Origin of the sequence: Virgibacillus sp. W0181, assembly GCF_051846915.1 — a bacterium.
Taxonomy (GTDB): Bacteria; Bacillota; Bacilli; order Bacillales; family Amphibacillaceae; genus JBPYCR01.
On sequence record NZ_JBPYCR010000030.1, the window covers coordinates 1 to 17,883 of the forward strand.

Consider the following 17,883-nt stretch of genomic DNA (forward strand, 5'->3'; position numbering starts at 1 on the left):
CGTGTCTCAGTCCCAGTGTGGCCGATCACCCTCTCAGGTCGGCTACGCATCGTTGCCTTGGTAGGCTGTTATCCTACCAACTAGCTAATGCGCCGCAGGCCCATCTGCAAGTGACAGCTAATGCCGCCTTTTACCGAGCAATCAGGAGATTACTCGGATCATCCGGTATTAGCTCGCGTTTCCGCGAGTTATCCCGGTCTTGCAGGCAGGTTGCCTACGTGTTACTCACCCATCCGCCGCTCGTTCCACAGGCTTCCTCCCGAAGGATTCCGCCTGCTTCCCGCGCTCGACTTGCATGTATTAGGCACGCCGCCAGCGTTCGTCCTGAGCCAAGATCAAACTCTCCATAAAAGTTTGTGCGATGATTAACACCGGTTAATCACCTTTATATCTTAGCTTGTTTCATTTATAGTCAGCTTCCTTAATAGAAAGATCTGACTTGTAGAGGAAAAACACGGAGGTGTTTTTCACTCTGACATACGAGTTGTTTTGTTCAGTTTTCAAGGAGCAAATTATGTCGACCACCAAAATGGCGACTTTTATAATATAACACAGCGATAAATAGAAAGTCAATCATTATTTCAGAAAAACTTTTTTTCTTTTGCTGTGTACTTGGTTGTATTTTTACAACGCTAATAAATATAGCATGGCAAATAACTTAAGTCAACTATATTTACAAAGTTATTTTAAAAAGATCATCCATCCCATAATTTTCCCTCATATAGCCATTAATAAACAAGTAAATAAGACTGCTTGAAATGTGGTCAAACCCATATTTTTTAGCGGGCTAGATTACACTGGATAATCTCGACTCATCCAGTTGAGACCGCTGCTTTTTTGTAACCACTTAGATTTGAGGTAGTGACGCTTTTGAATAATCTTTTACAAAGTAGCCATTGTGTATACCCTCTCCAAGGATATGCAAGGCGCACATGAGTAAGTCTTTTGCCTTGATCGATCTATCATGACCAAGGCATAGACACATTTCTATTTGAACACGTACATGTGGCATTTGCCAACTATAAATTTCCGTTTTTTTACTTGTTACGCATTTGCGGAAATAACAGTACATCTCTAATAGAAGGAGCATTCGTCAAGAGCATAACAAGACGGTCAATCCCTATCCCAAGACCACCTGTTGGTGGCATGCCATACTCTAGAGATTCCAGAAAGTCTTCATCCATAAGATGCGCTTCATCATTTCCTTCTTCTCTTTCTTGCACTTGTGCTTCGAAGCGCTCTCGCTGATCAATTGGGTCATTCAACTCACTAAAGGCATTCGCATGTTCACGTCCGACAATAAATAACTCAAATCGATCGGTAAAACGATTGTCTTCCTTGCTCATTTTTGCTAAAGGCGATATTTCTACTGGATGGCCATAGATAAACGTAGGCTGTATTAACTTATCTTCAACTTTTTGTTCAAAAAATTCGTTTACGATATGACCAAATGTCATAGTGTTAGTTATTTGAACACCATGATCTTTCGCAATTGTTTTCGCTTCTTCATCACCCATGTTTTCCCAGAAGTCTACACCTGTATGTTCTTTCACCGCATCTACCATATGAAGCCTTTTCCATTTAGGCTCGAGATTAACTTCATAATCTCCATACATAATCGTTGTTTCTCCCACAACTTCCTTAGCAATGTGAGCAATAGCATTTTCCGTCAATTCCATAATATCGTGAAAATCAGCATATGCTTCATACAACTCTATCATTGTAAATTCCGGATTATGTCTTGTTGAAACTCCCTCGTTTCGGAAAACTCGTCCAATTTCGTAAACCTTTTCCATCCCACCTACGATAAGCCGTTTTAAATGCAGCTCTATCGCTATTCGCATATATAATGGGACGTCCAATGCGTTATGATGTGTTTCGAACGGACGTGCGGAAGCTCCACCGGGGATAGCGTGCAGCATCGGCGTCTCCACTTCCAGAAATCCTTGATCATCCAGATAGCGACGCATGGATTGAATAATCTTACTTCGCATAATGAATGTTTTCCTACTATCCAAGTTCGTTATCAAATCCAAATAACGCTGACGATACCGTTGTTCGATATCTTTCAGCCCATGGTATTTCTCCGGCAATGGGCGCAACGACTTTGTCAGTAATTGAAATTCCTTCGCTTGAACGGACAATTCCCCGACATTCGTTTTAAACATTAATCCGGTTACCCCTACAATGTCACCGATATCGATAGTTTTAAAAATTTCGTAAGCCGCTTCGCCAATCTCATCTTTTCTTACATATAGTTGAATTTGTCCACTAGCATCCTGGATGTGTGCAAAGCCAACCTTTCCTTTTCCGCGTTTCGTCATTACTCTGCCAGCAATGGTCACCTGTATTGACTTGTCTGCGAGATCTTCCTTGTCCAAAGACTCATAAGCCTGATGCAATTCTTTTGCAAGATGGGTCCTTGTAAATTTTTCACCAAAAGGGTTTAGGCCCTGTTCTTTATACGCAGCTAGTTTTTCTCGCCGCACTTTCATATGGTCATTTAATTCTTCCGACACTGCTCATCACTCCGTCATTTATTTAATCCAAATTATACATCCATCATACACAATCAAGGAGCCGAATTTCCAATATGGTCTCCCACTACAAATTATAAAGTGCTCATTACTGATTCTAACTTGTTGGCATAGTTACAGAGATTGAATAATCCGCCTTTCGTATGAAACCCGCTTCATACAAAACGACACTTCGTAATTTGATTTCAAATACAATACTTATCTGGCAAATTTAAAGCACTTGAGTTATTTTACCACGCCAACGTACCGAATTCGATTGATATATGCTCTTCATGAAGTTTTAATGTTCGGCTATTTCTTTTTTCCACAATGATATATCATCTTTTTGTTCGAGTGGCAATGCCTTCAACAGTTCCTTTACACATGTTTGATTATCCGGGAGAACAAAATCAGCGGCTATTTCATTAAGCGGAACTAAAACAAATGCTCGTTCATTCATCCTTGGATGCGGGACAGTTAAGCGATTTGTTTGTATAGTTTCTTGATTAAATAATACGATGTCAAGATCAATGGTTCTCGGTCCATTTCGTATCGTTCGTTTTCTTCCTAGTTCGTTTTCAACCGCCTGACAAGCATCAAGCAAGTCTTCCGCGGAAAGTGCGGTGGAGACGTGGATAACCATATTTAAAAAATCCGCTTGATCCAAAAAGCCGACCGGCGCAGTTTCATAAATAGAGGATTTCATTTTAATTGCCAGCGAGCAATTGTTGGAGAGTGTTGCGATTGCGCTATTTAAATGCTGTTCTCTCGGTTCAATATTCGTGCCAAGAGCAATAAATGCTTCATTCATTTTTTCCTCTCCCTATATATTTCTACAGCAACTGAATCATAGTGACCGGAAATAGGTGGGTCCGGCTTGACCACCTTCACCGTACATGCCTCTAACTTATCGAATGTTTCTAGTAGTCGTGTCGCTATTAATTCTGCTACCGCTTCGATTAAATTTTTCGCTTTACCCTCTACAACTTGTTGGACAACTTGATATACATGGCCATAATCTATCGAGTCGTTCATATCGTCCGTAGTCCCTGGCTTTTTCAAGGACACATGTAACACCGCGTCGACATTATAACGCTGTCCTAGTTTATTTTCTTCTGGAAATAAGCCATGATAACCATAAAATTGCATATTATTCAAAGTTATTTTATCCATTTAGTATTTAACTTACCCCTTTTCAGCATGGCGTCCATCATTTTCACTAACTCAACATTCATCTTTACATCATGTACACGAACAATATTCGCCCCTTTAACAATACCCAAACAAGTAGTTGCTCCTGTTCCATTATCACGGGCATCGGCAGGTACATCAAGCACATGGCCGATAAAAGATTTACGTGAAGCACCGAGTAACAAGGGAAATCCAAGTGCACTTATTTTTTCTAATTCATTCATTACTAAAAAATTGTGCTCCACTGTCTTAGCAAAGCCTATACCTGGATCAAGGATGATATTATCCTTTGCCACTCCTGCATTAAGTGCGATTTCAACGCTCTTACGCAAATCGTTTTTCATATCTTCCAGCAACGATCCATACTGTTTATTTGTACGGTTATGCATTAAAATAATAGGAACCTGAAATTCTGCTGCAACTGCCGCCATTTCCGGATCCTTTTTTGCGCCCCAAATATCATTAATTATATCCGCACCTGCTTCTATAGCTTGTCTCGCTGTTTCGGCTCGATACGTATCAATGGAAATTGGAACATTCACCTTTTCTCTTATTGCTTTGATCACTGGAATAACTCTGTCCAGCTCTTCATTTGCAGCAACCGGTTCATGACCGGGGCGTGTCGATTCCCCACCAACATCAATCATATGTGCACCTTGTTTTTCCATTAATACCGCTTGCTTTATTGCTTCGTCCTGAGATATAAACTTTCCACCATCTGAAAATGAATCTGGAGTAACGTTTAATATACCCATAATATGTGTATTTGTTTGTAAGTCATATGTTTGCTTCTTTGTTTTTAGCAGCATCAAAAACCCTTCTTCCATTAAGCTACAGAGCTATGCTCAAAATTTTATAGTCTCCTATCTTTCCAAGAAAAATATAACTAACTCCATCATCATCGTACCATAAAGTGAAACATCATTCAGTGGGGGGGCACTACAGCCCGTTAATGCATGAAAAATTGCTTTAGCTCTTGAAGTTTAGAATAACCATTTATGACCCAAAATAACAAGATAACCATCACAAGTTCTACACGATGGTCTTCTTTATGTTTTTGCATGAAAAATAGAACGGCATCATTAGCCGCTCTATTTTAATCTACATTTTATTTTATTCTTCATCAAATTGGTACAACGGTGTAGATAAATATCTTTCACCATTATCTGGGAGTATAGCGAGCACTTTCTTGCCTTTACCAAGCTGTTTCGCTGCCTTTTTCGCTGCTGCAATCGCCGCGCCTGCAGATATTCCTCCCAAAATCCCTTCTGCCTTTGCTACTTCTCTGGACGTTTCAAAGGCTTCGTCGTTGGCTATAGGTAAAACCTCATCATAAATTTCTGTATCCAATACTTTAGGGATAAAATTTGCACCGATTCCTTGAATTTTATGTGGCCCTGGTTTATTGCCTGAAAGAATAGCTGAATCTTCCGGTTCTACAGCATAAATCGCTATATCTTTGAAATGTTCCTTTAAAATTTTACCCGCTCCAGTAATCGTACCACCGGTTCCGATTCCAGCTACAAATCCATCCAATCCATCTTTCATCTGTTCTACAATCTCTTTACCTGTTGTTTCTTCATGAATTTTAGGATTGGCCTCATTATTAAATTGCTGTGGCATAAAGTAATCATGCGCTTTTTTTAATTCTTCCGCTTTGTCCACTGCACCTTGCATCCCACCAGAACCCGGTGTCAAAACAATTTCCGCTCCAAAAGCACGCAGCAAGTTACGGCGTTCTTTACTCATTGTATCGGGCATTGTAACAATTAATTTATATCCTTTGGCAGCTGCTACCATCGCCAAGCCAATCCCTGTATTTCCACTCGTTGGCTCAACGATAGTGTCGCCTTCTTTTAACGTTCCATCGTCTTCTGCTGCCTCGATCATCGCAAGAGCAATTCGATCTTTAACGGAACTACCTGGATTCATATACTCTAATTTCACATAAATATCGGCACTGTCCGAATCTCCTGTATGGTTTAATTTCACAATTGGCGTCTCTCCAATTAGTTCCGCCACATTATTTGTAATTTTCATTAAAACCGCCTCCTAATTCCTAGTAAGTTTATAGGATTTATCACTTATCAATAATGTACGCTTTTCATACCGATTTGTCAACCGTTATTTCAGAAAAATAAAAACAAGATAGGTTATCCATACCACATCTTGTTTTTTATTATTCATATATCCAATCTATTTCTAATTCATTCCATAAAATTCCCGCATCCAACGTCTGGCCTTTTTTCTTTAATGCTAGCTCATTTTGAATGTATGGTTTTATTTCTTCATATGTAAATTTAATTTCCGGCAAATGACGATGCAAATAAATAATAGCAGCCTCATCTCCTAATTTAACCGGTGAACTGTGCGTATTTTCCTCCATATTTATTATCGCTTCTTTATAGCTTGGCAAAAGATGATCACTTGAGATATCTAGGTAACCCATGTAGCCGCCATTTTGTCTGGTCGCCTCATCACTAGAATATTCTAGTGCCAGCAAAGGAAACGAAGCACCTTGGTTCAGCTCCTCCATTACTTTCTCTGCAGTTTCCATACCATCTACTGTAATATGGGAGATTTGTACGGATTCGGAAAAGCTGTATTGATTCGCGTACTCCTCGTAATAGGCTTCCACTTCCTCTTCGGTGACACGGATATCTTTCGTCAACAGCGCCTCCTGCTTGTACCGATGAGTAATATTTTTTCGCCATTTTTCTTCGGCAGCCTTCATTTCTTCCTTTGTCAGCACACCTTGTGTTGTCATTATATTCGCCAACTCAAACTCAATTACTTTTTTATCTACTTTTATTTTATTTTCCTTAGCGAGTTGCCGGACAACAGACTGATTAATCATTTCTTCCAGTTCTGCTTTGCCATAACGATCACGAAGTGTTTCCATCCAGTCTTCATAGGTCACCTTCTTTTTTCCGACCACAGCTACTGGATCTTTACGGTTAATCGTTTTTTCCAAATCGTCCAATGCAACATTATCACTTTTTTTCCAAAGGAGCAGTGTTACGATATTCAGAACAATTAACGTAAGAATAATGCTTAATAATAGTTTTTTAGGCATGAGCTCGTCTTCCCCCGGTTCATCCTTAGTCTATTTATTATGCTTCAGTGCTTCTAATTCACTTTCTGTTAACCGATATACCTCATTGCAAAAATGGCATGTTGCCTCGGCACCATGATCTTCGGTAATCATTTTGTCTATTTCTTCATCACCCAAGCCAATGATCGCATTTTTAATTCGCTCTTTGGAACATTTGCAACGAAAGCTTAACGGGAGTTGTTCATGAATGATCAGTTCTTCATCGGCAAATAGTTGCTCCAACATTTGTTCAGGCGTATAGCCGTCTTTAATTAAAGCCGAAATTGCCGGGAAATTTTCAATTTGCTTCTCCAGCTTCTCAATCACTTCGTCCGTCGCTCCAGGCATCAGTTGTACAATAAAGCCACCTGCCGCTAGTACCGTATGGTCCGGATTTACGAGCACACCCGCTCCGACCGCAGATGGTACTTGTTCGGAATTGGAAAAGTAATACGTGAAGTCTTCACTAACTTCACCGGAGACAATCGGTACCTGTCCAGTAAAGTAATCTTTTAACCCAAGATCTTTTACAACACTTAAGCTACCTTCTGTTCCGACGGCCCGGCGTACATCCAACTTCCCTTTTTCATTCAGGTCAAAGTCGACATGCGGGTGCAAAACATACCCGCGAATTTCTCCTTTCGCATTGGCATCTGCAATAATCGCTCCAATCGGGCCGTTCCCTTCTAGCTTAACTGTAAGAGAATTGTCATTTTTTAACATGGCACCCATAAGCGCGGATATAGTTAGCGTGCGGCCAAGTGCTGCAGTAGCCGTCGCCCATGTATCTTGCCTGTTCTGCGCTTCCTTTACGGTATGGGTGGATACACATGCATACGCGCGTACCATCCCGGAATATGCCGTAGTCTTGATTAAATAATCAAACATATTCATGCTCCTTTATTATTTCATGTTTTTCTCGTAAATTAAATATAACCCTTTCAACGTTAAATGCGGGTCAACAATATCAACTGTTTCGGACGCATCGGAAATTAAGGAAGCCAACCCACCCGTTGCAATCACCTTTGGTTGTCTACCCGTCTGGTGCTTCATCCGTGTAACAATCCCGTCTACCTGGGCAACATAACCGTAAAAAACACCGGATTGCATCGCTTCAACGGTAGAAGTTCCAATCACCTGCTTCGGTGCTTGAATTTCAATCTTCGGTAACTTAGATGCCTTTTGATATAATGCTTCCATGGAAATCTTTATTCCCGGGGAAATAATACCGCCACTATACTGCTCATATTCATTAATGGAACAATACGTTGTAGCAGTCCCAAAGTCAATAATAATTAGAGGAGCGCCATAATCCTCTACGGCACCGACAGCATTTACAATCCGGTCTGCACCTATTTCCTCTGGATGAGGGTAGTCCATCCCTAAGCAGGATTTCACATCGTCTTTTCCTATGATTAGTGGTTTAATACCAAAATAAATAGCACACATTTTTTCCAATGCTATCATAATAGGAGGTACAACAGAAGAAATGATAATTCCTTTTATATCAGAAAATCGAATTCCGCGATGTTCAAATAACGATTTTATTAATATGCCAAATTCATCTTCAGTTTTATACCGATCGGTTTTTATTCGCCACTCATGTATTAATTCTCTATTCTCAAACACACCAAGTACAGTGTTCGTATTCCCCGTATCAAGTACAAATATCATCGTTTACCCGACCTTCCATACAATTATCTATCTACATATACTTCATAAATATACCACAATCCAATTCGGATTAAAAAAAGGAAAGGCCAGTTGGTGTAAAAAGTGCAAGCGTTCCAGTAATAGTGGAATTTGGAATTTAGATATTTATGTGTGTCCTGTTACGGAAACTAGCTTTGATAAAAAACCCTCACTAAAAACAAACCATTACAGGACAGAAAAGTTAAAACGCTACTTTTCAAACGACTGTATCTCGATACGTAGCTGTTGTAGTCTGCGACGCAGCTAGAAACTTCTAGTTGAGCATAATAAAACGCTCCTAAAGTACATTTCGCTTTCACCCACAGGGCACAAGTGCGACATCCGTTCATGCATTCGCATTCACGGTGTCTTCTTTTCCGCGGGCTCGCGATAAGCCTTCGACGTACAGATGTGCTAGTGCGTCCTGCTCGTCGGAGGCTCACCAGACGCCCGCGAAAAGTGTAGTATATTTCCGTAGCGGTAAGACAGCTACTATCTGAAGCTACGCCACAGTTTATCTCTAATACGAAACAAAAAATCCGAACAGATACAAATTCCAGGCAAGAATTTGTATCATTGTTCGGATTTTCTTAACTAAGGTGTTTATGTCTCAGCTTTGTTAATCTTCTTTTTTATCGTTCTGATTTTCTTCTTGCTTTTCGTCCTGTTTTTCATCTATCTCTTCTTCGTCTTCATGTTTTTTCTTATACTTCTCATCTGCTTTTTGTTTTGCATCGTCATAGGACTCTGGTTTAGCTTTTTCATCTTTTGAATGGATGTTTACTTTCACATCTTTTTCATCATCAGTGGATGATGGAGCTTCCGAATTCTCCTCAGCTTCTGCCTCTTCCTCGTCTGTTTCTTTTAATACCGGCATGACACCTTTTTCAAAAAGTGACTTAATTTGCTCTGCATCAAGTGTTTCCACTTCAAGCAATGTTTCTGCAATTAGCTCGAGCTTATCCTTATGTTCTGTAAGAATTCTTTTCGCCCGATCGTAACAGTAGTTAATAATGCCTTGCATTTCCTGATCAATTTCATGTGCAATCGCATCACTATAATTCTGTTCACTGTGAAGATCACGACCTAGAAATGGATCTCCGCCTCCACCAGTAAATTGCGTAGGACCAATTTTTTCACTCATGCCAAATTCCGTAACCATCTTATTTGCGATATTTGTAGCACGTTGAAAATCATTAGATGCTCCTGTACTTACATGTCCTTCACCAAAAATTAATTCTTCGGCTACACGGCCGCCCAGTAATCCGGTGATTTTATCAAATAATTCAGGTTTCGTAACAATGTAACGATCTTCTTTAGGAAGCATAACTGCATATCCGCCAGCTTGCCCCCGAGGAACAATCGTTACCTTATGTACGGTATCTGCATCATCCAACACCATACCAATTACCGTATGTCCACTTTCATGATGGGCGACAATTTTTCGTTCTTTTTCCGATATTACTCTGCTCTTCTTAGCCGGACCAGCAATAACACGGTCAATAGCCTCATCCACTTCAAGCATCGTAATCACTTTTTTATTATGTCGGGCAGTAACAAGTGCAGCCTCATTCAGTAAGTTCTCCAAATCGGCTCCGGAAAACCCAGGGGTGCGCATTGCGATCGTTTTAATATTGACATCTTCCGCTAACGGCTTATTTCTGGCATGTACTTTTAGTACTTCTTCTCTTCCCTTAACATCCGGACGATCAACTGTGATTTGACGATCAAAACGACCTGGACGCAGTAATGCTGGGTCGAGAATGTCTGGTCTGTTCGTTGCTGCAATCATGATGATACCTTCGTTTTCACCAAACCCATCCATCTCTACAAGAAGCTGATTCAAAGTTTGTTCACGCTCATCATGGCCGCCCCCTAAACCGGCGCCACGCTGTCTACCAACTGCATCGATCTCGTCAATAAATATAATACATGGAGAATTCTTTTTCGCATTCTCAAATAGATCACGCACACGTGATGCACCAACACCGACAAACATTTCAACAAAATCGGAACCACTAATGGAGAAAAACGGCGTTCCCGCTTCTCCTGCAACTGCACGGGCAAGCAACGTTTTACCTGTACCAGGAGGGCCAACTAAAAGGACACCTTTTGGAATACTTGCCCCAACCTTGGTAAACTTTCGCGGATCTTTTAAAAACTCAACAACTTCAACAAGCTCCTGCTTTTCTTCATCCGCTCCGGCTACATCATCAAAACGCACCTTTTCTTTTTCTTCATTATATAATTTCGCCTTACTCTTACCAAAATTCATGACACGGCCGCCACCGCCGCCACCTTGGGCACGAGTAAAGATAAAGAAGAAGATCAATCCGATTATCAGAAATGGCAGCATCATCGTCAGGAAGTTGACAAATGCACTTGGTTGTTCTTCTTGTGCCACCTTCAACACGCTTTGCTCCTGCGCCTGATCATATATTGAAGCAACAATGTCTGTGTTTTCCGGAATCTGTGTAATAAAGGGCTTGTCGCCTTTTTCCAACGTCCCGGTAATAAGTATTATTTTATTTTTTGGTTCCATCGTCATTTCTTCGACTTCACCATTATTTAATGCTTGCATAAATTCTTTAACGTTATACTCTTCCGCCTGATCATTTTGTCCTTTAAATAACTGAATGACGCCAATAAGAACCAAAAAGATAAGTGCGTAAAAGATTATACTTCGGAAAACCCGATTCATTGCCTACCTCCTCTCAAGCGAGAAAAACTACAAACAATAGTACCATAGTAAAAACTGTTAATACAACTAATTTCCCTTAATAAAAACTTTTTTTCAGCCCACAGTTTATTTAGGGGCATCAAACGATTAAAATTGGTTATCTTTTTCCTCATCATATACAAAATTAAGCTTTTTCTCCTCCATATATTTCAGGTTTTAAAATACCGATATAAGGTAAGTTTCGATATTTTTGATTATAATCTAACCCGTACCCGACAACAAACTCATTGGGGACTTCAAATCCTACGATATCAGCCTTAATGTTTGCCGATCGCCCTTCAGGCTTATCCAATAGCGTTACTATTTTAACTGAATTTGCTTTACGGTATTTAAATAAATCAACCAAATATTCCAGTGTAAGTCCACTATCAATTATATCCTCTATAATTAACAAGTCACGTCCTTCGACTTTTGTGTCAAGGTCCTTTACGATTTTCACTTCACCCGAAGAACGAGTACCACTTCCGTAGCTCGATACATCCATAAAATCCATTTCAAGATGTGTGTCTACATAACGAAGTACATCAGACATAAAAGGCATCGCCCCTTTAAGAACGCCAACAGCTAGTGGAAACCTCCCTCTGTACTCCTGTGTCAATTGTTCGCCAATTTCTGTGCATTTATTCTTAATATCTTCCTCAGAAATTAAGACTTGTTCTATATCATTATTCATGATACTCCTCCCATGTTTCTTCACTTTTTGTAACTTTCAACTTTACGTATGGCGAATTTTCAACCTTTTTTTTCGGATTTGCTTTTTGCAAACCAATTGCCCATAGTATTTCTCCATTACTGTCCGTTACGAGTAACTGACGATCTCGCTCATTACGCGGAATCTTTCTGTCAATAAAAAGGTCCTTCAATTTCTTCCTGCCGTTTAACCCTCTGAGACGCATACGATCGCCATCTCTACGTGTACGAACAATTAACGGAAGCGTAATAGCATTTGCACTGCATACATATGTATTCTTATTTTCCTCTTCCGGCTGATCTGTATAGACCGCACAGAACTTAAGTCCATCAGGCAATAAAATATCCCCTGGGATGTGTACTTCTTCTTTAAAACTTGTAGACATACGATCTTGGGTGGGGAAATAACAAAAGATTTGATCATACACTTTTTCTATTGTTAATTGATGCGGGAAGTCAAGCTTTCGGTTGCTTTCTTCTGTTTCCAGCAACGTAAAAAAAATCTCCTCATGAATATAGGATAATTTCCCCGGCAATTCATTATACAGATAGTTTAATATTAGATGAAAGGCTCGCCTTTGTAAAGGACGGGGACTGGATTTAAATGGCTTAATTTGAAAAGTTGCGCTGCGTTCCTTGTTTTTGAATTCAATCACTTGATCGACAAACTTTTCTGCTTCGTTTTTCAAAAATTTTTCATCTTCCTGTAAGGTTTCACTTAAATGCTGAACCGTCTGATGAATGTTGGGATTTCGGTCTATTAAAGTAGGAATAACGCGCTTCCGAATGTAATTTCTTGTGTATACTGTATCCTCATTGGAAGGATCTGTCCGAGGGAAAATCTTTTTTTCTTTACAGTAATGTAAAATTGAATTTTTTGTGACACCTAAAAAAGGACGAACAAGAAGACCGTTTTGAAAAGGTCGACTGACAGGAATACCAGAAACAGCATTGGAGCTGGCGGAACGTATCCATTCCATCAGCATCGTTTCCACTTGATCATCTGCATGGTGGCCGAGCGCTAAATAATCTCCTTTACAATCAGCCATATGCTGTTCAAATATCTGGTAGCGTAATTGTCTGGCAGCAACTTGTGTACTTAATTTATTTTCCTTTTTGTGAACGGGTACGTTGACGGATGCTTTAATAAATGGAATTTTCCATTGTGCACATGTTCGCTCGACATACTCCAAGTCCTTCCGGGATTCCTCTCCCCTTAATTGATGATCTACGGAAAGGGCGATAAGACGCAACTTCCAATCATATTGAATAGAGTGATAGAAATGCAAAAGCGCCATGGAATCAGGCCCTCCAGAGACACCGATGAGAACCGTCGAATGCTTATGTAATATGTTGTGTTTTTCCATAAAGGATAATACGTCTTTTCTCATTTTGACCCTTCTTTTACCAGAAAGTATTTCGTATATTTGCCGTTCAAAAGGAGTGTTTGAATCTATTCTATAATATATGCACGTATTATGGTAGTAGAAGGGATGAAGCATAATAACCTGCTGCTGCTAATAACAAGAGAAAGGTCTCTACAATGACAAGACGCGTTTGTTGTTTACCGCCCGCTTTGGCTGTCTTCTTTCTCCGCTGGGCAATCATTCTAGCTACCTCATGCTTCATCTGTGCACTGGATGTATATTTTCCGCTGATTGCCTTTTTTAACATATAACGATAAGGTACAAGTGCTTTAACACGATCTATTTTAGTAAATAAGGTTTGTTCTGGTGTCGTTGTTTTCGGAAAGTGATTCGGGTAAAAAACAGCTAAAAAAACCATCACCAAAGAAAATAAATCATAACTTGGTTCCGCTTTTCGGGAACCCAGCCCCCAGTAGCCCCGATCATAAAACTCTGTATACTCCTTGATCGCCCTGCCTGTTTGCGTTGTCCCTCCAACATCCACAAACCGCACTTTAGGAGAGGAGCGATCAATCAATATATTATCCAATTTTAAATCACCAAAAACCCACCCGGTTTGATGAAGTCTATCTAACTTATCCAGAAGCTGAAGCATAAATACGCCAATCCATTCCGCTCCATTACCTCGTATAAAGGAAGCCATACTTTCCCCTTCAATATATTCCATCACATAAAAAGAGTACGTTTCCCCCCATGGTGCTTCCCAGTCATCCGTATCCAATAGATAAGGTCCAAGATGATGTTCTCGGACCTTTTGCAGCGATTTTAATACATTTACTTCTACTGTCATTGATGTTCCCTGTTTGCTAATTTTTAATGCAGCTTTTCTTCCGTTTATCGTACATAAGTAGACAGAACCAACAGCGCCCGCACCTATTTTCTCTATTATTCGGTACGTTTTTTGATACCACTTACCCGTAACGTTCGTACCTGATGGAATATCAATGCCATGTTTCTTCCACTTCGAATTCTTCGTCATCTCTAAAGCTCCTTAGTAAGCTTTTTTTGCCAAATTGAAACATCGCTTCCTTTATTGCGGGTCCGGTCGGGGTGATTCCTCCACTGGACAGCTTTGGAAATACTGTAGCAATCGAGTCAAGCTTGGGCGACCACCTAAGTACCTGTTCCATATCCTTTCTTCTTCCCGGAAAACGGAAGATGGAAAATTTATTTTGTCCGATTCGTGCATTTAAGCTGATCGATAAATCGATAAGTGCTTCTTTTACCGTCTCGAGTTTATCATGCATGCTTGCACTTGTATCTACTAATACGAGTACTTCCAAATCACACGTTTCACCCATATCTTCTACGACTTCCATGACCTCGCCACGTTTTTCGGGATCAAGATCTGCCAACTCCTGTCCTTGACCGAGTATTTGACGCAATTCCTTATTGACAAATCCTTGAATTGTCTGTGTCATCGCCTGCTTTGTCACCATCTGTACCGTTTGCGATAATGTTTCCTTATAAACAATTTGACTGACACCGCCCCCTGAAAAAGCAATGTCTTCCACTTCTCGTAGTCCGTCAGGTTCTTCCGTCTCATCACTTAATATTCCAATTACATTAACAGTGATTCCTTGTTCGAAAGCAATAGATGCAGTTATTGATGGGTCTTCTCCTTTATTTGAACACCCGTCCGTAATTAATAAAATTTGCCTTAATGTTCCTTTTTCCACAAAAACCCCTCCTAGTCTTCCATTAACAGCCTCACCAAACGGCGGGAAATGTATACATGAACGTGCAAGACAGCAGGGAGGGGAATAATTGGTTTAGTTCATTGCGCTTTCACACTTTCATAAACGGGAACCGTTGACCACTTTGGTGTGTTTTTCTCTACTTTTGCAACGAGAACTGTCATATCATCTTCAATTGACCCGCTTTTCGTTCGAATAACCTCCTCCAACAACAAATCAGCAATTTCTTGCGGATCTTCCGTTTTCATTTCTCGTATTTTCCGTTTTATCCATACATCCGTATTTTCGATATGCTTCGGGGCTTCAAAAATCCCGTCACTCATCATAATTAAATAATCTCCTGCTTTTAATTGTTCACTAACGATATCAACATCAAATTCTTGGATAATCCCCATCGGTAAATTTCCCGCTTCAACAGTCGTTATTTTACTTCCTCGTTTTATAAAACTAGGTGTAGAACCAATCTTCAGGCAACGGACGGATGCGTTATGTAAATTAATCATTGCAAGGTCAAGCGTTGCAAACATTTCATCCGTCGTGCGGAGCGTTAATATCGAATTAATCGACTTAATCGCTACTTTTTCCGGAATCCCGGTCTGTAATATTTGCTGAAGCAGCCGTAACGTTTCCTCGCTTTCTTCTTTCGCTCTTTTGCCGTTACCCATTCCATCACTAATGGCAAGTGCATACTTTCCTTCTCCAAGCTCCATCGTTGTGTAGCTGTCACCGGATATGAGACCACCACCTTTTGCCGCATGCGCAATTCCTGTCTCGACAATATACGCTTTCGCAGAACCGAAAGCTAGATAACAAGGGCCATTTGGGTATGGTGATATTTCCTCCTCTTTAACGATAATCATTTCATTCAATATATCGGATAGTACCGGAGCTATTAACTTCGCCCCTTCTCCTCGATAATCTTGAAACAATACGGTCATTTCAATATCGACACTTCCTTTTTCCAATTGATAGATATCGATTTTTTCCAAATAAATTCCCATATGCTTTAATGCATTCACGATTTCTGCTTCCTGTTGTTCATGCTGTTCTCGTTCTTTTAAAATCTCCCTGGCAAAGTCATCCATTACTTCGGAAACACCGTGCAGTTGATCAGCAACTAGTCGTTTACTTTCCATCACTTGCTTTTTTAACTTCTGGTTCGCATCAAAAAAAGAAATCTCCTCTTTCATCGCCTCCATTACTTTATTGGATTTCACACAATAATTCCCAAACTCCCGGACTTGTTTGTGCCCCGGTTCGTTCCCATCTGCCATGCTGTCCTTTAAGTCTTCCATTAGCGTATATGTGTGATCAAATTGTTTTTGCCAGCAACGTTCCTTCATAAAGCATTTCTGACATGTTCGCTCCGTTACTTGGCTTAAAAAATAATCTGTTTCCCGCCGTGCGCTCAGATCTGTTTCGGAAGAATTATTTTCCGATGCATTAAAGCTTTTTGATAGCGCTTCAAAAACATCGGAAAATTGTTCAACACGCTTTGCCGTCACATTTCGAACCTTCTGTAAATATTGCTCTTGTTCATTTGAATATTCTTCTGTTCCCGGGATATACCTCGATATACTTTTAAACCAGCTAGCCGGTGTTAAAAGAAATAATAGGACAGCGGTAAATGATTCCATAATGGAAACCGTTAATGTAGAAGCATCTCCGTACATGCTGACAAGGAATGTTCCTACAAGTAAGCCAACACTCACACCAACTTTCTTGCCTTCTTTTAACAGGCCCCCCAGCAACCCGGAAAAGGCAAGTAAGCTCATTTGATATAAGTTAGCAACGTTCGCAAGTGATAAAATCAGTCCCGCTACGACACCTACTGTTGATCCAATGGCCGCCCCACCAACAAAGGATAATAAAAGGACAAAATAACGAGAGAAAACTTGCTCTACAGCAACACCATATATTTCCCAGCCAATTGTTCCGGTTAAGATTGAAGCAATTAAAATAATGGCACAAACAATTTCCTCATTTTTTAACATCCGCTTATACTTTTTTGGTGATATTAACGGAATGCTCTGCATAAAGATTAATACTAGGACGGCTCCTAATACGCCCTCTACAAAAATAAGCATCCATTCATATGAAGAAAGCGTGCGATCAATCGAGTATAAAAACAACCGTGGTGCTAATGTGGACAGAAAAACAATTAAAGGAACCATCAGTTGTTTGTTTCTCACCTTATGAAACAAATTAGCCAACAACAAATAAACAATCATTGCCAGGAAGAGAAAAACACCTTGACTAATTGAATAACTGAATGCCCCTCCTAAAATGGCAAGCATTACTTTTACTGACTTTCTCTTATGTACGACCCAAATTGTTGCTAATAACGCTATGGAAAAAGGAGAAACAACCGATAAAATAACGGCTCGTCCCAATAAAAAGCCAACAATATAAAAAAGCCAACCTCTTTCCACTAAGATCATTTTCAATTGTGCATATATCCATTTACGCATTCTATAGACGATCCGCTTTTCCAAAGCAATCGATTTCTTTCCTAAATCGGGTACGGAATTTATCATTCGAACCGGCCTCCCTCTTTATTAAATAATTAAAGCACATCTAAAAATGCTTTTTTGTCAAAACAAGGGAGGCGTTTTAAAAAATCGTTCGACTTGATTAGAATGGGACAAACACTGTTCTACATTTTCTACAGCGATTCATTTGACTGACTACTCACTCATAAATGGTTGTCCGCCTTCTGCTCCATACTAGGTATGCTTCGGCAATTTTTTCCTCATAAGCACAGTTTGTAACTTTACCGCGGAATCAATTGACACATTTCATACTTTATTGTATGATATTTTCTGTTGCTTCATTT

The 17,883-nt window shown here is 40.0% G+C and carries 14 protein-coding genes and 1 rRNA gene; all 15 read right to left on the minus strand.

All coding sequences use genetic code 11. The annotated features are described in order from the left end of the window. A 16S ribosomal RNA gene (locus ACLIBG_RS11645) occupies positions 1-351 on the minus strand; the annotation flags it as partial. 686 nt (positions 352-1,037) lie between these two features. Continuing rightward, the gene (lysS, locus tag ACLIBG_RS11650) at positions 1,038-2,519 is read right to left on the minus strand and encodes a lysine--tRNA ligase (RefSeq protein ID WP_439312933.1); all 1,482 of its coding nucleotides are present in this window, start codon (positions 2,517-2,519) and stop codon (positions 1,038-1,040) included. A 298-nt stretch (positions 2,520-2,817) separates the two neighbouring features. Continuing rightward, positions 2,818-3,327 (minus strand): 2-amino-4-hydroxy-6-hydroxymethyldihydropteridine diphosphokinase, encoded by a 510-nt coding sequence (folK, locus tag ACLIBG_RS11655; RefSeq protein WP_439312934.1) that lies wholly within the window; start codon positions 3,325-3,327, stop codon positions 2,818-2,820. After that, positions 3,324-3,689: a dihydroneopterin aldolase gene (folB, locus tag ACLIBG_RS11660; protein WP_439312935.1), complete on the minus strand. Its 366-nt coding sequence runs from the start codon at positions 3,687-3,689 to the stop codon at positions 3,324-3,326. The genes folK and folB overlap by 4 nt, the downstream gene beginning before the upstream one ends. Continuing rightward, positions 3,677-4,516 carry a dihydropteroate synthase gene (folP, locus tag ACLIBG_RS11665; RefSeq protein WP_439312936.1) on the minus strand — a complete coding sequence of 280 codons (840 nt, stop codon included), beginning with the start codon at positions 4,514-4,516 and terminating at the stop codon, positions 3,677-3,679. Before folP ends, folB begins: the two co-directional genes overlap by 13 nt. 304 nt (positions 4,517-4,820) lie before the next feature. Beyond that, positions 4,821-5,747, minus strand: a complete 927-nt coding sequence (gene cysK / locus ACLIBG_RS11670) for a cysteine synthase A (RefSeq protein WP_439312937.1) — start codon at positions 5,745-5,747, stop codon at positions 4,821-4,823. A 139-nt stretch (positions 5,748-5,886) separates the two neighbouring features. Beyond that, the gene (locus tag ACLIBG_RS11675; RefSeq protein WP_439312938.1) at positions 5,887-6,783 is read right to left on the minus strand and encodes a peptidylprolyl isomerase; all 897 of its coding nucleotides are present in this window, start codon (positions 6,781-6,783) and stop codon (positions 5,887-5,889) included. A gap of 30 nt (positions 6,784-6,813) precedes the next feature. Then, on the minus strand, positions 6,814-7,689 hold the full coding sequence (gene hslO, locus ACLIBG_RS11680) for an Hsp33 family molecular chaperone HslO (RefSeq protein ID WP_439312939.1): 876 nt from the start codon (positions 7,687-7,689) through the stop codon (positions 6,814-6,816). A gap of 15 nt (positions 7,690-7,704) precedes the next feature. Next, the gene (locus ACLIBG_RS11685) at positions 7,705-8,475 is read right to left on the minus strand and encodes a type III pantothenate kinase (RefSeq protein WP_439312940.1); all 771 of its coding nucleotides are present in this window, start codon (positions 8,473-8,475) and stop codon (positions 7,705-7,707) included. Positions 8,476-9,112: 637 nt separating this feature from the next. Continuing rightward, a complete protein-coding gene (gene ftsH / locus ACLIBG_RS11690) occupies positions 9,113-11,194 on the minus strand; it encodes an ATP-dependent zinc metalloprotease FtsH (RefSeq protein ID WP_439312941.1) in 2,082 nt (693 codons plus the stop codon). A gap of 163 nt (positions 11,195-11,357) precedes the next feature. Beyond that, the gene (gene hpt, locus ACLIBG_RS11695) at positions 11,358-11,906 is read right to left on the minus strand and encodes a hypoxanthine phosphoribosyltransferase (protein ID WP_439312942.1); all 549 of its coding nucleotides are present in this window, start codon (positions 11,904-11,906) and stop codon (positions 11,358-11,360) included. Further along, on the minus strand, positions 11,899-13,314 hold the full coding sequence (tilS, locus tag ACLIBG_RS11700; protein WP_439312943.1) for a tRNA lysidine(34) synthetase TilS: 1,416 nt from the start codon (positions 13,312-13,314) through the stop codon (positions 11,899-11,901). Before tilS ends, hpt begins: the two co-directional genes overlap by 8 nt. 85 nt (positions 13,315-13,399) lie before the next feature. Continuing rightward, on the minus strand, positions 13,400-14,329 hold the full coding sequence (locus tag ACLIBG_RS11705; protein WP_439312944.1) for a protein kinase domain-containing protein: 930 nt from the start codon (positions 14,327-14,329) through the stop codon (positions 13,400-13,402). Next, positions 14,292-15,029, minus strand: a complete 738-nt coding sequence (locus ACLIBG_RS11710) for a hypothetical protein (protein ID WP_439312945.1) — start codon at positions 15,027-15,029, stop codon at positions 14,292-14,294. Before ACLIBG_RS11710 ends, ACLIBG_RS11705 begins: the two co-directional genes overlap by 38 nt. Before the next feature lie 98 nt (positions 15,030-15,127). After that, positions 15,128-17,584 carry a stage II sporulation protein E gene (gene spoIIE, locus ACLIBG_RS11715; RefSeq protein ID WP_439312946.1) on the minus strand — a complete coding sequence of 819 codons (2,457 nt, stop codon included), beginning with the start codon at positions 17,582-17,584 and terminating at the stop codon, positions 15,128-15,130. Between the last annotated feature and the right edge of the window lie 299 nt (positions 17,585-17,883).